This is a genomic window from Shewanella sp. Koi 1 (assembly GCF_052907445.1).
This window is the reverse complement of sequence record NZ_JBREJM010000001.1, coordinates 4,486,575-4,505,163: the sequence shown is the minus strand read 5'-3', so window position 1 is coordinate 4,505,163 and position 18,589 is coordinate 4,486,575. Positions and strand designations below refer to the sequence as shown.

Annotated in this window: 21 protein-coding genes and 1 riboswitch; of the genes, 14 read left to right on the top strand and 7 right to left on the bottom strand. The window is 49.2% G+C overall.

Annotated elements, in window-relative coordinates; genetic code table 11:
- Positions 1 to 211 precede the first annotated feature (211 nt).
- Positions 212 to 345: riboswitch (molybdenum cofactor riboswitch) on the top strand.
- The 11 genes from moaA (at position 333) to ACUZ8J_RS19765 (ending at position 8,832) form a co-directional block, all read left to right on the top strand.
- Entirely contained in the window at positions 333 to 1,313 is a 981-nt protein-coding gene (gene moaA, locus ACUZ8J_RS19815) for a GTP 3',8-cyclase MoaA (RefSeq protein ID WP_446694732.1), read from the top strand. It overlaps the preceding riboswitch by 13 nt.
- 112 nt (positions 1,314 to 1,425) lie before the next feature.
- The gene (gene moaC, locus ACUZ8J_RS19810; RefSeq protein ID WP_011074083.1) at positions 1,426 to 1,905 is read left to right on the top strand and encodes a cyclic pyranopterin monophosphate synthase MoaC; all 480 of its coding nucleotides are present in this window, start codon (positions 1,426 to 1,428) and stop codon (positions 1,903 to 1,905) included.
- A 19-nt stretch (positions 1,906 to 1,924) separates the two neighbouring features.
- On the top strand, positions 1,925 to 2,176 hold the full coding sequence (moaD, locus tag ACUZ8J_RS19805) for a molybdopterin synthase sulfur carrier subunit (RefSeq protein ID WP_011621081.1): 252 nt from the start codon (positions 1,925 to 1,927) through the stop codon (positions 2,174 to 2,176).
- 1 nt (position 2,177) lies between these two features.
- The gene (gene moaE, locus ACUZ8J_RS19800) at positions 2,178 to 2,645 is read left to right on the top strand and encodes a molybdopterin synthase catalytic subunit MoaE (protein ID WP_446694731.1); all 468 of its coding nucleotides are present in this window, start codon (positions 2,178 to 2,180) and stop codon (positions 2,643 to 2,645) included.
- 32 nt (positions 2,646 to 2,677) lie between these two features.
- Positions 2,678 to 3,472, top strand: coding sequence for a molybdate ABC transporter substrate-binding protein (gene modA / locus ACUZ8J_RS19795; protein ID WP_446694730.1), 795 nt, complete (start codon positions 2,678 to 2,680; stop codon positions 3,470 to 3,472).
- Positions 3,472 to 4,152 (top strand): molybdate ABC transporter permease subunit, encoded by a 681-nt coding sequence (gene modB / locus ACUZ8J_RS19790; protein ID WP_037423148.1) that lies wholly within the window; start codon positions 3,472 to 3,474, stop codon positions 4,150 to 4,152. Before modA ends, modB begins: the two co-directional genes overlap by 1 nt.
- On the top strand, positions 4,133 to 5,236 hold the full coding sequence (locus ACUZ8J_RS19785; protein WP_446694729.1) for an ABC transporter ATP-binding protein: 1,104 nt from the start codon (positions 4,133 to 4,135) through the stop codon (positions 5,234 to 5,236). Before modB ends, ACUZ8J_RS19785 begins: the two co-directional genes overlap by 20 nt.
- A 325-nt stretch (positions 5,237 to 5,561) precedes the next feature.
- Positions 5,562 to 6,083, top strand: a complete 522-nt coding sequence (locus ACUZ8J_RS19780; protein WP_086903948.1) for a hypothetical protein — start codon at positions 5,562 to 5,564, stop codon at positions 6,081 to 6,083.
- A 46-nt stretch (positions 6,084 to 6,129) separates the two neighbouring features.
- Entirely contained in the window at positions 6,130 to 6,807 is a 678-nt protein-coding gene (locus ACUZ8J_RS19775; RefSeq protein ID WP_011621087.1) for a response regulator transcription factor, read from the top strand.
- 49 nt (positions 6,808 to 6,856) lie between these two features.
- Positions 6,857 to 8,113 (top strand): sensor histidine kinase, encoded by a 1,257-nt coding sequence (locus ACUZ8J_RS19770; RefSeq protein WP_086903949.1) that lies wholly within the window; start codon positions 6,857 to 6,859, stop codon positions 8,111 to 8,113.
- A 32-nt stretch (positions 8,114 to 8,145) separates the two neighbouring features.
- Positions 8,146 to 8,832 (top strand): TIGR01621 family pseudouridine synthase, encoded by a 687-nt coding sequence (locus ACUZ8J_RS19765; RefSeq protein WP_089068705.1) that lies wholly within the window; start codon positions 8,146 to 8,148, stop codon positions 8,830 to 8,832.
- On the opposite strand, the gene ACUZ8J_RS19760 is transcribed toward ACUZ8J_RS19765, so the two are convergent.
- A complete protein-coding gene (locus tag ACUZ8J_RS19760) occupies positions 8,829 to 10,004 on the bottom strand; it encodes a GGDEF domain-containing protein (RefSeq protein ID WP_248968472.1) in 1,176 nt (391 codons plus the stop codon). The two genes, ACUZ8J_RS19765 and ACUZ8J_RS19760, sit on opposite strands and share 4 nt — an antisense overlap.
- A 157-nt stretch (positions 10,005 to 10,161) precedes the next feature.
- On the opposite strand from ACUZ8J_RS19760, the gene ACUZ8J_RS19755 reads away from it, so the two are divergent.
- On the top strand, positions 10,162 to 10,329 hold the full coding sequence (locus tag ACUZ8J_RS19755; RefSeq protein WP_011787651.1) for a YqaE/Pmp3 family membrane protein: 168 nt from the start codon (positions 10,162 to 10,164) through the stop codon (positions 10,327 to 10,329).
- A gap of 65 nt (positions 10,330 to 10,394) precedes the next feature.
- On the opposite strand, the gene ACUZ8J_RS19750 is transcribed toward ACUZ8J_RS19755, so the two are convergent.
- A complete protein-coding gene (locus tag ACUZ8J_RS19750) occupies positions 10,395 to 12,566 on the bottom strand; it encodes a TonB-dependent receptor (protein ID WP_248968471.1) in 2,172 nt (723 codons plus the stop codon).
- Between the two features lie 304 nt (positions 12,567 to 12,870).
- On the opposite strand from ACUZ8J_RS19750, the gene ACUZ8J_RS19745 reads away from it, so the two are divergent.
- Positions 12,871 to 13,062, top strand: coding sequence for a DUF2986 domain-containing protein (locus ACUZ8J_RS19745; RefSeq protein WP_011627483.1), 192 nt, complete (start codon positions 12,871 to 12,873; stop codon positions 13,060 to 13,062).
- 12 nt (positions 13,063 to 13,074) lie between these two features.
- Here ACUZ8J_RS19745 and ACUZ8J_RS19740 read toward each other — a convergent pair whose 3' ends face one another.
- The 4 genes from ACUZ8J_RS19740 to ACUZ8J_RS19725 form a co-directional block, all read right to left on the bottom strand.
- Positions 13,075 to 13,587 carry a M23 family metallopeptidase gene (locus ACUZ8J_RS19740; protein WP_109287103.1) on the bottom strand — a complete coding sequence of 171 codons (513 nt, stop codon included), beginning with the start codon at positions 13,585 to 13,587 and terminating at the stop codon, positions 13,075 to 13,077.
- A 21-nt stretch (positions 13,588 to 13,608) separates the two neighbouring features.
- A complete protein-coding gene (locus ACUZ8J_RS19735) occupies positions 13,609 to 14,187 on the bottom strand; it encodes a hypothetical protein (protein ID WP_446694728.1) in 579 nt (192 codons plus the stop codon).
- Positions 14,188 to 14,203: 16 nt separating this feature from the next.
- Positions 14,204 to 14,917 carry a CHAP domain-containing protein gene (locus ACUZ8J_RS19730; RefSeq protein WP_446694727.1) on the bottom strand — a complete coding sequence of 238 codons (714 nt, stop codon included), beginning with the start codon at positions 14,915 to 14,917 and terminating at the stop codon, positions 14,204 to 14,206.
- A gap of 189 nt (positions 14,918 to 15,106) precedes the next feature.
- Positions 15,107 to 16,177, bottom strand: coding sequence for an MBL fold metallo-hydrolase (locus ACUZ8J_RS19725; protein ID WP_446694726.1), 1,071 nt, complete (start codon positions 16,175 to 16,177; stop codon positions 15,107 to 15,109).
- A 153-nt stretch (positions 16,178 to 16,330) separates the two neighbouring features.
- On the opposite strand from ACUZ8J_RS19725, the gene ACUZ8J_RS19720 reads away from it, so the two are divergent.
- Entirely contained in the window at positions 16,331 to 16,942 is a 612-nt protein-coding gene (locus tag ACUZ8J_RS19720; protein ID WP_446694725.1) for a TetR/AcrR family transcriptional regulator, read from the top strand.
- A 78-nt stretch (positions 16,943 to 17,020) separates the two neighbouring features.
- Here the strand turns inward: ACUZ8J_RS19720 and ACUZ8J_RS19715 are convergent, their stop codons facing one another.
- Positions 17,021 to 18,364 carry an anaerobic C4-dicarboxylate transporter gene (locus tag ACUZ8J_RS19715; RefSeq protein ID WP_011621099.1) on the bottom strand — a complete coding sequence of 448 codons (1,344 nt, stop codon included), beginning with the start codon at positions 18,362 to 18,364 and terminating at the stop codon, positions 17,021 to 17,023.
- Between the last annotated feature and the right edge of the window lie 225 nt (positions 18,365 to 18,589).

Here is an 18,589-nt window from a genome sequence, read left to right as displayed (position 1 = left end):
TGTTGTAGTTTGTTTGTAAACGGGCGTTTTATTGCTGATGTCCACCTTACCTCAAAATCACCGCAGGGCACAGGGGCTAAGCGGGCTGTTTAGCCTAAATAATGACAAATCTTTGGGTGAGGGCTGTCACAGATTGTTCACGCCCACTTGAAGCGGATCAAGAAATACCTGTTTGGGGGTATAGCTAGGCAATACTTTCGGCTTATAATCACGGTTGACGGTTCTCCGAGCTTGCCTACCTAAGTCAACAGATATGGGGGTGTAGCCGTGGCAATAAGGCCACTGGGGTGAGTAAAGAAATGCACTCGCCTCCCACACTTGGAAAGGTGATCATGTCTCAATTACAAGACAATTTTGGTCGTAAATTTCATTACTTACGAATGTCAGTCACTGACGTTTGTAACTTCAAATGCAGTTATTGCCTCCCAGATGGTTATCATCCGAATGGCAAACAACAGTTTTTATCTCTCAGTGAGATAGAAAACCTTGTGTCCGCATTTAGCCAGGTTGGCACTCAAAAAATCCGTATCACTGGCGGCGAACCCACGCTGCGTAAAGATTTTACCGATATCATTCGAGTGGTTGCCGACAACCCACGTATTCATACCGTAGCTACTACCACTAATGGGTATAGGCTCGAGAAGCATGCCCAAGAGTGGTTCGACGCAGGGCTGCGCCGTATCAATGTGTCGGTAGACAGCTTAGATCCTAAGATGTTTTACCAGATCACCGGCGAAAATAAGTTCGACGAGGTGATGCGTGGTATCGATGCCGCCTTATCCGCGGGTTTTGAGCGCGTAAAGGTCAATGCGGTATTGCTCAAGGGTATGAACGATAAAGATTTACCGCGCTTTTTGAATTGGATTAAGCACACGCCCATCGATCTGCGTTTTATTGAGCTGATGGAAACAGGCCTTGGCCGCGAGTATTTCCAAGCTCACCATTTGGCGGGCGCCGATATTAAAGCGCAGCTGCAAGCGGAGGGCTGGCAATTAGATACGCCTCGTGCCGACGATGGCCCTGCGCAAAACTTCAGCCACAGTGACTTTAAGGGCCGTATCGGCTTGATCATGCCCTACGCCACTAACTTCTGCGCGAGCTGTAATCGTTTGCGGGTCTCGGCCAAGGGTAAGTTGCACTTATGCCTCTTTACCGAGTCTGGCATCGATTTGCGTGATCTAATGCAACACCCGAGTCAGCAAGCGGAATTAATCGAGCGGTTACACGGTCAACTGGCGCAGAAGAAGGAAACCCATTATCTGCATCAGGGCATTACTGGCGTGACGCAACATCTGGCCTCGATTGGCGGTTAATCTAACTTAGGTCTTAGTCTGCTTATCGCGTTATCTTTCATTAGGTTAGATTTCGCGATGGCACTTAACTTCCCTATGCTTGAATTTGGCATCAGTTTAAAGGATCGCTTCAATGAGCAATGTATTTACCCATATTAACGCCGACGGCAATGCCCATATGGTCGATGTGACCGAAAAAGCCGTGACCGAGCGCGAGGCCCGTGCCGAAGCCTTTATTGAGATGGCGAGCACGACCCTCGAGATGATCATGAGCGGCAGCCACCATAAGGGCGATGTGTTTGCCACCGCGCGTATCGCGGGGATCCAAGCGGCGAAAAAGACTTCAGATTTAATTCCGTTATGCCATCCACTAATGCTAACTAAGGTCGAAGTCGAGCTTGAGGCTCAGCCTGAGCACAATCGCGTGCGCATCACTAGCCTGTGTAAATTATCCGGTAAAACCGGTGTCGAAATGGAGGCGCTCACGGCGGCCTCTGTCGCGGCGCTGACGATTTACGACATGTGTAAAGCCGTGCAAAAAGACATGGTGATTTCACAGGTGCGCCTGCTCGAAAAACGCGGTGGCAAGTCGGGACACTTTAAAGCTGAATAACGTAAAGCGAGATAAGAATATGATTAACGTGTTGTTTTTTGCCCAAGTTCGTGAGCTTTTAGGAACTGCCCAACTGAGTGTTGAAGCGAGTGAGCAGACACAAACCGCAGAAGGATTACGCGCAACACTCGCGGCCACCGACGATAAATGGGCCAAAGTGTTAGCCTCGGACAAATTGCTGGTGGCGGTGAATCAAACCATTAGTCAATGGGATACCCGAGTGAGCGATGGTGATGAAGTCGCCTTCTTCCCGCCTGTGACCGGAGGTTGATATGCGTTTACTGCCAAATGTGCGGGTGCAAACCGTCGATTTTAATGTGGCCGATGAGTACCACCAATTAGCCCAAGACAATAGCGATGGCGCCGTTGTCACCTTTGTGGGCAAGGTGCGCGACTTTAACGACGGTTCAGTGGTGACTGACCTGACTTTAGAGCACTATCCCGGTATGACGGAGCGTGTTCTTGAGCAAATCGTTGCCGAGGCGCGTGAGCGTTGGCAGCTCAATAACGTTACGGTTATCCACCGTGTCGGCACGATGGCGCTGGGTGAGCAAATTGTGTTTATCGGTGTCACCAGCGCTCATCGCAAAGCGGCCTTTGCTGCCTGCGAATTCTTAATCGACTTTTTGAAGACCAAAGCCCCTTTCTGGAAATTAGAAGCAGGGCACAATGGCAAGAATTGGGTCGAGGCCAAGGATGCCGACGAGCAAGCGGCGCAAGTGTGGCAACACAAGGGTTAATGGATTGCAAAAGGCAGTTATAGGATAAATTTATGCGGAGTGTGAGTCGGTTAGGCAAGGTATTGGGCTTAGTGCTGTCTTGCTGTGTGGTATTCATGTCTTTTATCAGCCGCGCTGATACTGTGCCTGCGATTGCAGCAGCCTCTGATTTACGTTTTGCCTTAGATGAGATTAGCCAAAAATTTACCAATGACACGGGATTGAAAGTTAAAATTTCCTATGGGTCATCGGGAAATTTTGCTGCTCAAATTCAAAATGGGGCACCCTTTGAGCTATTTTTATCTGCGGATGAAAAGTATATTCAGCAATTGCATCGCTCTGGTGTTGCCCGAGATGCTGGTGTTCTTTATGCCCAAGGGCAACTCGCTATTGTTGTACCGAAAGCAGGAAGTTTGTCAGTTGACTCTGAGTTAAAGGGGTTAAGTGAGGCGCTAGCAGCAGGAAGAATTACCCGCTTTGCGATTGCCAATCCTGATCATGCTCCCTATGGCGAGAAGGCAAAAGAGGCGTTGCAGTTTATGCAGTTATGGGATCCCATTCAGCCTAAATTGATTCTTGGCGAAAATGTGTCCCAAGCGGGTCAGTTTGCCATAAGCGGTTCAACTCAAGGAGGCATTATTGCGCTTTCTTTAGCCATGTCGCCTACGTTTTCCAAGCTCAGTGATTACGCAATACTACCAGCCAAAACGCATAGTCCATTATTTCAGCGTATGGCCTTAATGTCGAATGCAGGGGAGGTTGCTCAGCGTTTTTACGATTATCTCAGAGCCGATAGTGCACGCCACATTTTGGCCAGTTATGGTTTTTCATTACCAGAGCAACAATAATGGATTGGCAGGCGCTTTGGTTATCGGTCAAACTCAGTAGCATCACAGTCTTGGTGCTGATCCCCCTATCGATTCTTGCTGGGCGCGCCTTGGCTTATCGGCAGTTTATCGGTAAGTCTTGGGTTGAAGCGCTCATCATGGTGCCCTTAGTCTTACCGCCGACTGTGATTGGTTATTACTTGCTGGTGGGGCTTGGCAGCCAAAGCTGGTTAGGCCAATGGTTAGAGCGCCTAACCGGGCAGCAATTAGTGTTTCATTTCTCGGGGTTAGTGCTGGCGTCCGTGCTGGTCAATATTCCGTTTGCGTTGCAACCGATACAGCGCGCCTTTGAAGCGGTTCCCCACGATGTACGCGATGCTGCGGCCTGTTGCGGCATGAGCAAACTTAAAATTCTACTTAAAATTGAATTGCCTATGGTCTGGCCGGGGGTGTTGACCGCCATAGTGCTGTGTTTCTCCCATGTGCTGGGTGAGTTTGGGGTGGTGCTGATGATGGGCGGCAATATCGCTGGCGAAACCAAGACGATATCGATCTCCATTTATGACAGCGTGCAGGCCTTCGATTTTGGCGCAGCAGGTACTATGTCTCTGGTATTGCTGTTATTTGCTATTACTGCATTGGCTCTAACTACCAGTTTGTCACGGCGTTTAGGAGGTCAGGGTGGCGCAAATCATCGCTGATCTGCATTGCCAGATCCAAAACCATAAGCATATAAAACTGAGTGCCGAATTTAGCTGCAAGGCGGGTGAGGTGTTAGCGGTCGTAGGGCCTTCGGGCGGCGGTAAGACGACGTTACTGCGGATGATCGCAGGGCTTAATCATCCCGACACGGGCAGTATTGTGTTTGGTGAAACGCCATGGTTCGACAATAAAAGCTGCACCGCGCTAACGCCGCAGCAGCGCCATATTGGCTATATGCCACAGCATTTTGGCTTATTTCCCAATCTTACCGCGCTCGAGAACGTGGTTGCAGGGCTTGACCATATTCCCAAGTCGGAGCGAGTTGCTAGGGCGAAGGATTGGTTAGAACGGGTTAATTTACATGGTTTACCCGATAGACTGCCTATGCACCTCTCTGGGGGGCAGCGCCAGCGGGTTGCGCTTGCTCGCGCCCTTGCCCGTGAACCTTCAGTGCTACTGCTCGATGAGCCATTTTCAGCGGTGGATAGAGAAACCCGCGAGCGTTTGTATCTCGAACTTGCTCGACTCAAAGAGCAACTGCTTTGCCCCGTGATTATGGTGACCCACGATTTAAACGAAGCACTGCTGCTGGCCGATTCGATGATCCTGATTAGCCAAGGCCAGATGTTACAGCAGGGTGCGCCGTTTGAGGTGTTATCGCGGCCACGTAACGAGGCTGTTGCGCGGCAGATGGGCTTAAGGAATATTTTCGATGGCGAAGTGATGTTCCAAGACCGCACTAAAGACATCACCTGGCTCAAATTTGGTGAGCAGCTGATTGCCAGCGATTTTGGCAAAGACCGCAGTGTTGGCAGTAAAGTTCGCTGGGTCATCCCCAATCAGGGTATTCGATTTAACGCCATTTCAAATGGACGTTTATGCCGTAGTTTTAATAAGTTAGATGTGACAATCGACTCTTTACTTGTGATGGGCGAGTCGGTGCGGGTCGTCTGTTATGCTACTGGGACTAAACTACAGCTTAATACGGAAGTGTCGCTTCATCTCGCACAGAAGCTTGGCCTAACCAAGGGGATGCAAACCACGGTTGCGCTCAAATCTGAGCAAATTCATATTTTAGAGTAACTAAGTTTTTTGCCTCATTTCGCGAAATCTATTCTCCATTAACGAATAACTCAGCTTGATTTGCGAAGCTGCGCTGCCGTTAAATCCCTAGATGATCAAAGCTTAATCTTGTTTCCATCGGTGTTTCAGTAGGTATTAGGTAAACTCAATACATTCGTCAGTGCTTGCCGAGCCTGAATCAATCGGATTGAGCAATCCACATGGGTGATGAACTAGGCGCCATCATGGGCAAACAGGGATAAAAACGATGGGGTTTTAGCACGCCATCGACATCTAACTGATTGTCTCATAAGATACAAACTTAGCCGATTTTTATGGAGGAGCCATGAGACTATGGTTGCTAGGATTCATGTTGGTATCTGGGATTGCCACCGCAGCCCAGAGCATGTATTCGATGCTTTCGAGCGGTGAGTATCAGCCGCCGTTAAGTGTGATGCAGCAAATTGAGAAGGATTTTCCTGGCGTGATTGCCGAGTTTGAAATGGAAATGCAGGAAGGCGAATTGGTCTACCAGTTTGAGTTGATTAATCCGCTGGCGAATGCGATTACCCGTTTCGAATATCGGGCGCGAGATGGTAAGTTATTGAAACAAAAAGCGGGCAAAGTCACTGCCGACGATGTTGGTGAAGTGGAAGCCGCGCGCCTTATCAGCACTAAACATCAAACCTTCTCTGGCATTATTGCGATGGCGACTAAGGACCATAAGGCCTTTTTGACCGACGCAAAGTTAGATCATGACTTAGGTATCAGTTACTTAGAGTTAAAGTTGCTGGATGATACTGGTAAGTATAAATTGGCATTCGATATTGAAAATTTACGGCAACTACCTTTACTTAAGTGGGATTAGCACTGAGCATCACCGCTAAGCGAAGACAGGGGAGCGCAGCATACAGATGAAAATACTTTTGGTTGAAGATGATGCGACAACGATCGACTACATCGTTAAAGGATTTCTTGAGCAGGGGCATAATATTGAGACCGCCAGCGATGGTCATCAAGGCCTGCTGCAAGCCACGAGTGGTCAGTACGACCTCTTGATTCTCGACCGCATGTTGCCCCAACTCGATGGTTTGAAACTGCTGGCCGCCCTCAGAGCCACGGGTAACCAAACCCCGGTGCTTATCCTGTCGGCGCTGGCCCATGTGGATGAAAGAGTGAAAGGCCTGCGTGCGGGCGGCGATGATTACATGACTAAGCCCTTTGCCTTTTCGGAGCTGCTCGTGCGTGCCGAAAAGTTGATGCAACGGGGTCAATCCGTCCCTATTACCACTGATTTAGTGGTCGGCGGCTTAAAAATGGAGCTGCTCACCCGCAATGTGACTTTAGATGGTCACGATTTAATGCTGCAACCGAAAGAATTCCAACTGCTTAAGTATCTGATGGAACACGCCAATCAGGTCATTAGTCGCACGCTATTATTCGAAGCAGTATGGGATTATCACTTCGATCCCCGCACCAATGTGATCGACGTGCATATCGCCAAGTTACGCCGTAAGTTTGAAGAGTTGGGCCACGGTGAATTGATTGAAACCGTAAGGGGAGCGGGTTATCGCTTACGCCAAAGGCATTAAGCCTTACCAAAGCAGCGCCTGGCGCATCACTATTATCTTCTCGACCTTAGTGACTGTGATCATAGGCGCTTTGCTGTTTGCCCTTTATCGGCAACTCATTATCGAACAGCAGTACCAAGTGACTCAGTATCTCGAGTCAGAAACCCAACGCTATCAGCAGCTTGCTCTTACTGTGGACCGTCGTAGTTTTGCGGCGCAAATCCGTGCCGCCGATCCGCAGACTGCGCTCATCGCTTGGCGCAACAGTTATGACATGGTTGGTGCCTTAAGCTTTATGCCAGAAGGTATGCCCATGCTGCCGCAAACTCGGGATTTCCCGATTTTAACTGGCGGTCCTGATAAGCTGCATATCCTTACCGGCGGCCTAGTGATGACCCGCTATGGCCCTGTGCTCATTGCCACCCGTACCGATAACTTAGCCACCTTGATCGATAAATTTATCAGTGCTGCGGCCACGGCCGTGATGTTGACCATAGTGTTAACCTTAGCGTTGGGCTATTTGTTTTCTAAGGCGATTTTGCGCCGCTTAGTGCAGTACAACCGCTTGAGTGAGCAAATTGAGCGGGGGCATTACGATACGCGTCTGCCGCTCAGTTGGCGTCAGGACGAGTTCGATATGCTGGCGCTGCAGTTTAATAACGTGCTGGATATTCTTGAGAATAACCTGATGGCGGTGCGCGGGGTGACAGATAACATTGCCCACGATTTGCGCACGCCTCTATCGCATATTCGCATTGGTCTTGAGGAGTTAGCGGCCAAATCCCCCGATGAAATCAGCGAAGGTTGCGCGATTTTGACCGAAGAGCTCGACCACTGTCTTGCGACCTTCGATGCCATGCTCTCGTTAACACGCATCGAGGAAGGGCAGCAAACCTTAGACTTGCAGGAGCTGAGTTTGGCGCAGCTATGTACCGATTTGTTGGACATGGCCGACGCGGTCGCCGAGTCGAATGAGCAAACCTTGAGTCTATCGCTCCTATCAGACCATAAGATTTATGGTGACAAGTATTTGTTGTTCCAGGCCTTATATAACTTGGTCGACAATGCGATGAAGTACTCAGGCCAAGGTGCTCGCATCGATATTATTCAATCCGGCGCCCAAATTAAGATTTGCGATAACGGCCCAGGGATCCCCGATGACAGCAAGGAAAGGGTGTTTGAGCGATTAGTGCGTCTCGACCCAAGCCGCCATTTGCAGGGCACGGGTTTAGGATTATCTATGGTCAAAGCGATCATGTCGCGGCACAATGCGCAAATTACTCTTTCGGATAATCATCCAGGCCTAGTGGTGACCATTCAGTTTTAGGCCAATATCCGCGTGACAGTGTTGAGAACCCCATGTACCGAATCATAGCCGACGAGGCTGATTTTCTTGTTATTTCTAAATCGCCGAATGTGCATTTTCACAGCCAAGATGGCACTGCGGGTGTCGTTGCGCAGCTGGAGCAGGATTTAGGGATAAAACTCTTTGCCGTGCATCGGCTCGATACGCCGACCTCAGGGCTGTTACTGTTAGCCAAACATCCGGCGGCGGCGCGGCAGTTGACTGAGCTTTTTAGCGCCCATCAAGTGCAGAAATACTATCTTGCGCTCGCCAAAGGCAAGCCGAAGAAGAAGCAAGGCTGGGTGATTGGCGATATGGCTAAATCCCGCCGCAGCATGTTTAAGTTGCTGCGAACCAAAGAAAATCCCGCGATAACCCAATTCTTCTCCACCAGTGTTGGCGAAGGGCTTAGGCTTTACTTACTCAAACCCCACTCGGGGAAAACCCACCAGTTACGAGTCGCGCTTGCAAGCCTTGGGGTACCGATTTTAGGCGATGCCCTCTATGGCTCGGATGTCGCCGACCGCTGTTATCTACACGCCTATTGCCTGCATTTTCGTTATCAACATGAGGATGGTCACAGGCAGGACTATGCGTATCTTGATATGCCCGAGCAGGGCGAGGTCTTTACCTTGCAGGGTGTGACTGAAGCGCTTAAACAGTGGCAAGCCCCCGAGTCATTAGACTGGCCAGAGCGTTAGGCTTGTGGTGTTAGGGCTTGGCAGATCCTGTCTCGCCCCTCTGATTTGGCGCGATACATGGCATGGTCGGCTTCGATTAAGAGTTTGTCTGGCTCACAGCCTCGGTAAATGGTGGCGTAACCAATGCTGGCATAGAGTTGGATCTCTTGCCCTTGGCATTGAAGCGGATTTTCCCTCAACACCCTATGTAACTTATCTGCGACGGTTCTGGCGGCGGACGCGCTGGTGGCGGGCAGTAATACCAGAAATTCTTCTCCACCTTGGCGGCATAGGACGTCATGTTCCCTCAATACAGTGCTAAATAGTCTTGCAGCCGTAAGTAGGGCAAGATCGCCTACGGCGTGGCCATATTGATCGTTGATTTGTTTGAAATGATCGAGATCGAGCAGTATCAGGCTGTAGGGCTCAGCATTTTTTTGCCAGCGTTGATGGATAACCGTAAGCCGCTTTTGCATCGCCCGCCGATTCCACAGCCCCGTCAGTTGGTCTCGCTCGGCTAACACTCTGATTTTGCTGACAAGGCGTGTTATCGCATTGCCAATCATGACTATGTTGATGATAAGGGCGAGGACAACATAAAACCACAGCACGGGCGTTGCCTCCTCGCGATAGATGGCGATAAAGACATGGTTTTCGTTTGATGAAAGCAGGGCGATTAAGAAGCGAAGAGTGAAGATAATGACCATGGCGACTAATGGCAGCACCATTGCCGTGGCGACTTTGCTGCCAGCATCTGGCTTGATGGCAATAAAATTATCTCGAGTCAGCATCACAAAGGTAAGGGCGGCATTGGCTGAAAACAGCATGGCCAGCACTGGCTCTGAGTGTGAGCTCGGGGGAACCGTTAACATCAATACTGCGGTGATAGTAAGAATGGTTAGATCGAACTTAGTGCTGTGCTTCAAGCGAAAGAGATACTGGGTCCCCCAACGTAGCATGATAAATCCCAACAAGATGATGATATCCGAGCAAAACCAATAGAGATAACTGTTTGATTCTGTCCGTTGGGTATTGAGTATGATGCCAAACAGTACAAAAAGGTTGGCGAGGGAAAACCGCATGCTGGCTAAGGTGGCGATTTTTAACGGTTGAGCGATTAATCCCCAAGCAATAGCGGCGGTGCCCGTGAGCAGGCAGATAAACTTAATCAGTAAAAGGGCTTGAGGATCCATGGTTAGGGTTCATTTTTTCCTTTAACTATAGATGGCTTTTTCAGTTTATGCGGACGTATATACGACTCAAACAAAACTGTGGACGATGAAAAAGTTGCAAACCTGCACACTAACTGCGAAGTTAGTTAAAGATATGGTCAATTAAGGACAGCCTGCTATGGATACAAACAAATTACTCTTAGTCATCATTGCGATTCTATTACCTCCAGTCGCGGTATTTTTAAAGGCGGGTGCGGGCAAGGACTTATTAATCAACATAGTGTTGTGTTTATTTTTCTGGTTCCCCGGTTTGTTGCATGCACTCTGGGTGGTGACGAAAGATTAGTGAATCCCCAATAAAAAAGCGCAACCTAGGTTGCGCTTTTTTATACGGTAAATTGGGCGTGCTAATTAGAAAGCCACGGTATAACCGAGTGTTGCGGTGCGACCCATGCCTTTGAAATAACGATCATTAGTACCCATAGTTTGTGAGTAGTAGTTGAAATAATCCTTATTAAACAGGTTTTGTACGCCTAAGGTTAAGGTGCCAGTGTAGAGCGGCATAGAGAATGACGCATCAACAGTGGTGTAGCCATTAAACTCGGCATATTTCTCGCCTGTGGCATCTTCGAAATCACGGTCCATAAAGTAGTTTGCCTGTACGCGCGTCGACATTTCGTTATCGAAATTATGGGTCCAGAACAGGTTGATACGATTCGGTGAAATGTTGGCACCATCGAGATCGGTATCCGTTTTGTTGTCATCATTCGAATCGTATTCACCGCGCTGAATCGCTAGATTCATGCCCAGATCGTCGTTGCTGGTCAGGTAGGCGGTGATATTGGCTTCGATACCGTCAATGACGCTCTTCTCACGTTTAACGTCGTAGAAGCCGTCGCTGTTTAAGGCTAAACGGGCGCCATAATCGGTGGCCGAACGGTAGTAAGCAATCTTAGCGCTCAAGAATTCACCTTGGTAATCGGCGCCAAACTCCACGTTATCCGTCACAATCGGTGCAAGGGATAGAGAGTCGCTGATACTTGGGTTCGCTCCAGGGAAGCTGTTACCGTCGCGCAGAATACGGCCGATATCTGGCATACCAAAGCCTTGGTTATAGCTAGTGTAAACGCGGATATCTGGAGTGATCTTGTAGGAGACTCCTATGTTGAATAGGGTCTCGTCAAAACTCGCTTCGCCCCCTTCGATTTGTTTATTTCCCGCGCCGTAGAGCGTCTTATAGTCATCGACATTGAGTTTAGCGTGCTCGTAGCGTACGCCGGTCGATAGGGTTAGATCGGTAATTAAATCATAATCTAACTGCAAATAGGGCGCGAAGTTGTCATAGGTGCTTTCAGGCACCCATGACAGACCCGTCTGCACTAAATCCTGCTCTGTGGTATCGCGGAATAGGTCGATACCATAGGCGGCGTCGATACCCGTATCGGCAATATTTTTGGCAATTAACGAGGTCTTTAATCCCCATTTGACTGAAGAGTTACGCGATTGCTCATAGTACCAACTCTCGCCTTTAGGGCCTTCGCATTGTACTAGATTGTCGTTATTGGCAAATGCAGGATCGTAGAAAGTCTTGTTACAGCCACCGCCATACACGGCCTCAAAATCTTGATTAAACAACTGAATACTCAGCTGTTGACCAGCAATATTCTCGTGGGTGTAAGTGAGGCTAGTCGTCGTGACTTGGTTGTTGGCCGCTTCCCAAGGTTGTTTTTCTTCGATTGCGCCCGTTGGTTTGCCAGTGGTGATATCGCCTTTCACCGGCATCCAATCGCCATTGTTCTCCATGTTGTAATGGTTAACCATCAGCTCTAAGCGCGACTCGGCAAAGTTATGGCCGAGTTTGATAAAGAAGTCTTTGCTCTGGCTGTCCATGGACTCGCCTTGCGTCGTGTCCACGCCAATCACATCGTGGTTTGCATCGTAGTACACGCCGTTATTGCGATAGCTCACCGAACCCAACATATCGATCAGCTCGGATTCGCCCGAAAACGCATAGCTGGCACCAAAACTTACACCGTTCGATTTGAGCGAGTCGGGCACAGTAACATCGAAACTGACGACGTGTTGGTTATCGCCCGTTGGTTTTTTGGTGATGTAGTTGATGATACCGCCCTGTGCGCCTAAGCCGTGCATCGCATTGGCACCATGGATAATTTCGATACGCTCGATCATCGCAGGGTCGATAGTTTGTCCCGAACGACCACCACTACGCAGCGGGTTGGATTGGGGGACGCCATCGATCATGATTAAGGGTGGGCGGCCACGCAGGGTTTCGCCCGTGTTGCTCATCTTCTGGCGGCTGGGTGAAAAGCTAGGTGCTAAGTTACCGATAATCGTCGACAAATCTTTAGTGGTGCGGAACTGCTCTTCGAGTTGCACGCGGTCGATAATGGTCACTGTATTGGGAATGGAGCTTGGCGATTTATCCATGCGGCTCGCAGTGACAGTGATTTTTTCGATGTCTTTATTCTTATTCGTTCCCGTATCTGGGGCTTCTTGAGCCACTGCGGATTGGGTGAGGGCGGCAAATACGGCGAGGGCAACAAACGAGGTTTTGAACGTCATATAACTTCCTGCTAAGGGCGAGTGAATTTGCTACACCGATATCCTTGGCATCAGACTATTCCGTTAAACAACATTGCAAATGATAACGATTTTTATTGCGGCTGATTTTAAGGAAGTGAATTGGGCTTGTCTAGTCGAGTTGTAAATAAAATGCGTGGAAAAAGTGGCACTTTCTTGAACTTGTGACTCGGTTATCAATATAGGTGCATTTAGATTGAGGGTTTGCACGTAGGCTGAACCGCCGATTTGTTGCCGAGTCGAAGGAAGAATATAATGGCGGCCTTTTTCTCGCCTTGGTGCCGATATGAACCGTAAAAAGAAGATTAACCAAACGCTTAAACAGAAGGCGAAAAAAGCCAATGCCAAGTTGCATAGCAGCAATAAGCCTAAATACGTTTCTAAAGCCGAGCGAGCGGCGCAGGCTATCGCGGCAGAAACCGAGGTGACTCAACCCGTTGAACAACCCGCTGAAGTCGTTGCCAACGGGAATGCTTAACCGACCAACCTTTTACTTAGGGTCTAAATAGTCGATTGGATTTAAGTAAAACGCCTTTTTATATCCTTGGGTTGAAGTGTCGATTAACCAAGGTCTGGGTAACATGCTCAAAATGGAATAGTGCAAATGGGGCGGTTTGCCTTGGGCGTTCCCCGTTGTGCCGACAGTACCGAGCACATCCTCGCGTCCCGCAAATAACCCTGTCGATGCGTTAAGGCTATCGAGGTGGGCAAAATAGTGGATTTGCCATTTGGGACCAAGTCCTACCACCACCTTGCCACCCTTAAAAAACTCCCCTTTATACAGAAGTAACAACGGCGTTGGTGCGATTACGGGCGTATTGGCCGCGGCAAATATATCAATGCCTTTGTGGGTGCCTGAGCTGCCCCAGGGTTCATACCAAAAGGTTTGGCTATTCCAATCCTTATTGCTGGCGCCTTTGACTGGGATGACGGGCTGTTCTGGCACTAGGCACCCTGCAAGAATAAAAAGCAGCATGGCGAGCGTGATAAATTTGAGCTTCATTTTGACCTCCGTTTAACGCTGCTAGTGGAACTCACTGAATTCATGCCAATTCGCGGGGTATTGACTGCGCTCGGCCTCACTGAGTGATAACCAGTAGGGCCGCCAAAACGTATCGCACCAAAACTCAATATTGCCCTGCAGACTCCCGAGTGTATCAGGATCGACATCGGGAAAGCTTTCCCATGGCGCTGGTGGCGCAGCCTTAAAGCCGATTAGCCGTTGCAGCAGTGCGATATCATTGCTGATGAGTAGCACGCAGAACCCTGCAAAATCAGCATATTGATGTAGAAAAACATGGCTTTGCCCTTGGGCATGGTGCAACAGCTTACTCGATGCTGCATCCTTTTCAACAACAGGCGCGAATGCCATCTCGGTGAGCAGGGCATTGAGTCGTTGTATATCTTGGTTACTCAACAAGCAATGTATTTGATAGGCGGCGAGATCGGACTGCATCGCGGGGGTGACGGTGGGATAAACTTGATAGCTGGGCAAAAGCAGGTGAGGTAAGGGCTCATTAAAAATCGCTTGGAGATCCGCTGCCTGTGAGTCTATATTCGCCTTAGGGCCGAGGTGTCGTTTTAGCCAGTCGAGTAGTCCCATTTTTGTCATCCTAATCTTAGCGTTTAAGTGGAGTCGCTTGTTGGTTTGCTTGGGTATTTCCCTCAGTACCTCCTTCAACACTCTCCCCAACGCTCTCCTCAACCTCTCCCGCGATAATCATGGTCGCAGGAGCTTCCCAGCGTAGCCAACCCTTGGTGCGAGGGGCATCGATATACCACAGACCTTCACGTTGCACTAAGGGGAAAATCTCCCGTGAGGGCGCAAAAGGACCGGGGTTCTGCTGGGCAATTTCGATACTGGTCTCTGTGACGCTGGCGACAATCGCGACATGGCCGTAGGGATTAAACATCCATGGCGCGAATACCAGTAAATCATCGGCCATAGGTTTGCTTTGGCTGCCATTAGTATATTGCCGTAGGGCGCGTTTTTCATTCCAGCTCGCATCGGGCAACAGGTCGTTGAAGAAGTCTTTGGCGTGACCGAAACTGTCGGGCATTTTGTGTTGATAACGCAGGTAAAAGTAACGTTTAACGAACTCTACGCATTGGTATTTGATACCTAGGTTATAGCCGTCGAGGGAGAGGTTGCGCCCCTCGTTAGTGTTGACGCCGCCGTTATAATAAATCTCGACGCCATTGAGTGAGTCGAGCACATCACCCACTTGGTAGTCCGTATTTAAGTTATAACGAGTCAGCCCGTGGTAGCCGAGATAACCAAGGCCGCAGACTAGGCTCGCTGCGAGTATCAATAAACGAAAACCTTTCACCATCTTTAGTACGACATTCTCAAAAGATAAATTGATTCAGCAGGATACAAGATCGGATTGTATGCTGATGTCGCTAAAAACGTCTAGGCGTACTGACTGTTAGCCGGGAGCTTAATGCTTTCGTTGTACTTGGGGTGGGGAGGAACCTTAGCGGCGCACTGATTAAGCGCCGCTAAGGAAATTACTCTGTGACTATTTATTGGAGGCGAGTTTGACTGGAACTACTTCAAACTCGGGTCTGTCTTTGGGTAAGTATGACTTCCACCACCCTTGATTGAGCGCTGGGCTGTGGGCTAGATCATTGAGGTTAATCCCCTGACCAAACTCAGGGGTCAGCAGGGGGACGGCATAGGCTTTCGCCGCCGCGGCAATTCGCTCTAAGGGTTCGTACCAACTGTGCAGCGCTAAGTCGAAACTGCTGTTGTGGATTGGGATAAGGTATTGACCTTGAAGATCTAAATGCGCCCGCAGCGATTGCTCAGGTTGCATATGGATATCGGCCCACATCTCATCGTAGGCACCGGTTTCGACTAAGGTGAGGTCGAAGGGGCCAAGTTTATCGCCAATCTTTTTAAAGCCATCAAAATAGCCTGAGTCGCCACTGAAAAAGATATTTAATTGAGGGGATTGAATAGCCCAAGAGGCCCACAGGGTTTGATTTCTGTCTCTCAGTCCTCGGCCCGAAAAATGTTGTGCGGGCGTGGCGGTAAAGCGCACACCTTGATGTTCGGTTGCTTGCCACCAGTTGAGGGCGATAATTTTTTCCTTCGGTATCCCCCAAGCAATCAAATGTTTATCGACACCCAGTGGCACAATAAACTTCTGAGTGCGCGAAGCGAGCGCCACTACGCTTTGCTTGTCTAAGTGATCATAATGATCGTGGGACAAGATAATCCCAGCGAGCGGCGGAATATTTTCGAGCTCAATGGGCAGAGCGTGAAAACGTTTTGGACCAAACCACTGGCTGGGTGAGGCGCGCTTTGAAAACACAGGATCGGTTAACCAATACTGGCCGTTTAGCTGTAACATCACAGTCGAGTGGCTGATTTTATACAGCATAGGCGTTGTCCCCGCGGTGGCGGACAGTTGCATGGGCTGAATAGGTAGCGCTTGGCTCGGACTCTTATCGGGAATGCGTTCAGTGACATAACGCCATAAAATAGCAGGTAAATTACCTTCACCACTGTGAGCGTTTGGCGCTTCATTACGAAAGCGTTGATCCTGAGTTGGGGCAGTTTGAATGGTGTTGGGATCTAAGGTCATAATAACACTCCCGAGTAACAGTATGGCCAAGGTGATTTTGAGTCGCATCGTAAACTTGATAAAAGTAAACTACACAGTGTAGTTTACTCATGGCTGTGCAAAAGTAAACTCAATAGTGTAAAATATCGGCAAATATTTTGATGGCATACCACAATGGCAGAAAAAGCAGTAAAACTGACACATTCCCAACTGAAGCGTTTGGCGATCCTCGACGCGTCACAGGAAGAATTTATGGTCAATGGTTTTGCCGGCGCCAGCATGGATAGAATTGCCCAGCGTGCCAATGTCTCCAAGCGCACTGTTTACAACCATTTCCCCAGCAAAGAAGTGTTATTCGAGGCGACAACTAGCGACTTATGGGCGCGCACTAAAGAAGCGGCCACCTTAGCATTTAATCCTGAGCAGAGCCTCGAATCACAATTGCAGCACATTGCGCGCCGCTGCTGGGAGCTGTATCAGCAACCGGATTTCCTACGAGTGGCAAGGGTAGTGATGGCCGAGTTTATTCGTTCACCGGTTCAAGCGACCGAGGCCATGGAACGATTAGCTAAGCAAGAAGGTGGATTAGAGGCGTGGCTTGCCGGAGCCGTGGCTCATAAGGCATTAAAAATCGATAATATTCCGCTGGCAGCAACCCAGTTTTGGGGCATGTTTAAGGCCTTCGCCTTTTGGCCGAAATTGTTCCATATGAAGAATCATGACGAGCAAAGGCAAGAGATCATTGATGCCAACATCCGTATGTTTCTCGCCATGTATCGCGCTTAGCTTTCACTTGTTTCAACAATAAGGCCGATAACGCTTTCACGTTATCGGCCTTATGTGTTTTATCGCTTCAAATCGTGCTTACAGTAAGGTGGTTGCCAGCAGATAACCGACGGTCGATGCTGTGCCCACGCCTATCAATCCTGGAATAATAAAGCTGTGGTTAATGATGAACTTACCAATTTTTGTGGTACCTGTTCGGTCGAAGCCGATACAGGCCAAATCGCTTGGATATGTGGGGAGTACAAAGTAGCCATAGCTCGCGGGTAAAAAGGCAATCAACAACTTAGGATCGACGCCTAAGGCTAAGCCCATGGGGGCGATAGCCGTGAGTGCCGCCGCTTGGCTATTGACCAGTTTTGAGATTAAAAACAGTACTAAGGCATAGGTCCAAGGTTGGTTTTGCACCACATGGGAGAGGTTTTCCTTCAGTACATCCATATGGCTGATAAAGTAAGTATCACTCATCCAAGCCACGCCAAATACTGAGAAAATCGCTACCATGCCGGCCTTAAATACTGGGCCGTTAGCAATTTCTGTGGGTTTGACTTTGCAGCTCATTAAGATAAAAGCGCCAGCGATCAACATCATCATCTGGATCACTAAGTTCATCGATAGCGGCGCCAGTTTGCCCTTCACCTCAAACACTGGGCGCAGTTCGCTAAAGGAGCCGAGTAACACCACGGCGGCGATAGCGGTAAAGAAAATCCCCGTCGCCCAATAGGCTTCCTTAGGAAAGGTTTGATCCAGCAGAGTCTCGCTCTTGTCGTAGATAAACGCCCTTTGTTCGGGATCTTTAATTCGCGCCTGAAACTCTTCGTCCTTATCTAAATCTTTACCACGACGCAGGCTCCAGAGGGCCGCCACTAACACGCCGCAAAGGGAAGCTGGTACAGACACCATTAAAATTTCTAGCATGCTGTAGGCATGGCCGACGCCATGCTGCGCCGCCAAAATCGATACCATAGAAACCACGGCGACCGATACCGGAGAGGCGCAGATCGCCATTTGCGAGGCGACTGAGGCCACCGCCATGGGGCGTTCTGGACGAATGTTTTTCTTCAGGGCGATATCGGAGATGATCGGGAACATGGTGTAAACCACATGGCCAGTTCCGCATAAAAAGGTTAAGGTCCAGGTGGTGAGCGGTGCCAGAATGGTGATGTATTGTGGATGGCGGCGCAGTAAACGCTCGGCAAACTGCATCATCACATTTAAACCACCTGCGGTTTGTAACACCGAGGCACAGCCTATCACCGCAAGAATGGTGAGCATCACCTGTACGGGTGGTTGTCCGGGGGCGAGACCAAACACAAACGTCAGTAAAAATAAGCCGATACCACTTATCAGCCCTAGTCCCATACCACCATAGCGAGTACCGAGCAGTAAACAGCCGAGTACGACAATAAATTCCATTAAAATCATTTGATTCACCCCTGCGGAACCTGCCGCGCGATTTGCATTAGGACTAGCTTTATTTGGCGCTATTGTGCGAGGGGAATGGATTTGAGAACTTGCGCTGGCGCAAGGTGTAAATAAAAAGTGGCATTGGATTTTTCATAAATTTGAGCTAGCGCTAGAAACGCGCGAGTAGAAGTTGCATTCTTGTTAACTCGGATACGCTAAAGACGCCTGTAGCCAAGTAAAAAC

Bases quoted from the DNA above. Each gene is read 5' to 3' on its own strand.
- ACUZ8J_RS19715 (WP_011621099.1), bottom strand. From the start codon at position 18,364: ATGATTTTAATGGAATTTATTGTCGTACTCGGCTGTTTACTGCTCGGT.
- ACUZ8J_RS19765 (WP_089068705.1), top strand. From the start codon at position 8,146: ATGTACCGAATCATAGCCGACGAGGCTGATTTTCTTGTTATTTCTAAA.
- ACUZ8J_RS19730 (WP_446694727.1), bottom strand. From the start codon at position 14,917: ATGGTGAAAGGTTTTCGTTTATTGATACTCGCAGCGAGCCTAGTCTGC.
- modB (WP_037423148.1), top strand. From the start codon at position 3,472: ATGGATTGGCAGGCGCTTTGGTTATCGGTCAAACTCAGTAGCATCACA.
- ACUZ8J_RS19755 (WP_011787651.1), top strand. From the start codon at position 10,162: ATGGATACAAACAAATTACTCTTAGTCATCATTGCGATTCTATTACCT.
- ACUZ8J_RS19720 (WP_446694725.1), top strand. From the start codon at position 16,331: ATGGCAGAAAAAGCAGTAAAACTGACACATTCCCAACTGAAGCGTTTG.
- moaA (WP_446694732.1), top strand. From the start codon at position 333: ATGTCTCAATTACAAGACAATTTTGGTCGTAAATTTCATTACTTACGA.
- ACUZ8J_RS19740 (WP_109287103.1), bottom strand. From the start codon at position 13,587: ATGAAGCTCAAATTTATCACGCTCGCCATGCTGCTTTTTATTCTTGCA.
- moaC (WP_011074083.1), top strand. From the start codon at position 1,426: ATGAGCAATGTATTTACCCATATTAACGCCGACGGCAATGCCCATATG.
- ACUZ8J_RS19760 (WP_248968472.1), bottom strand. From the start codon at position 10,004: ATGGATCCTCAAGCCCTTTTACTGATTAAGTTTATCTGCCTGCTCACG.
- modA (WP_446694730.1), top strand. From the start codon at position 2,678: ATGCGGAGTGTGAGTCGGTTAGGCAAGGTATTGGGCTTAGTGCTGTCT.
- ACUZ8J_RS19775 (WP_011621087.1), top strand. From the start codon at position 6,130: ATGAAAATACTTTTGGTTGAAGATGATGCGACAACGATCGACTACATC.
- ACUZ8J_RS19725 (WP_446694726.1), bottom strand. From the start codon at position 16,177: ATGACCTTAGATCCCAACACCATTCAAACTGCCCCAACTCAGGATCAA.
- moaE (WP_446694731.1), top strand. From the start codon at position 2,178: ATGCGTTTACTGCCAAATGTGCGGGTGCAAACCGTCGATTTTAATGTG.
- ACUZ8J_RS19745 (WP_011627483.1), top strand. From the start codon at position 12,871: ATGAACCGTAAAAAGAAGATTAACCAAACGCTTAAACAGAAGGCGAAA.
- ACUZ8J_RS19735 (WP_446694728.1), bottom strand. From the start codon at position 14,187: ATGGGACTACTCGACTGGCTAAAACGACACCTCGGCCCTAAGGCGAAT.
- ACUZ8J_RS19750 (WP_248968471.1), bottom strand. From the start codon at position 12,566: ATGACGTTCAAAACCTCGTTTGTTGCCCTCGCCGTATTTGCCGCCCTC.
- ACUZ8J_RS19780 (WP_086903948.1), top strand. From the start codon at position 5,562: ATGAGACTATGGTTGCTAGGATTCATGTTGGTATCTGGGATTGCCACC.
- moaD (WP_011621081.1), top strand. From the start codon at position 1,925: ATGATTAACGTGTTGTTTTTTGCCCAAGTTCGTGAGCTTTTAGGAACT.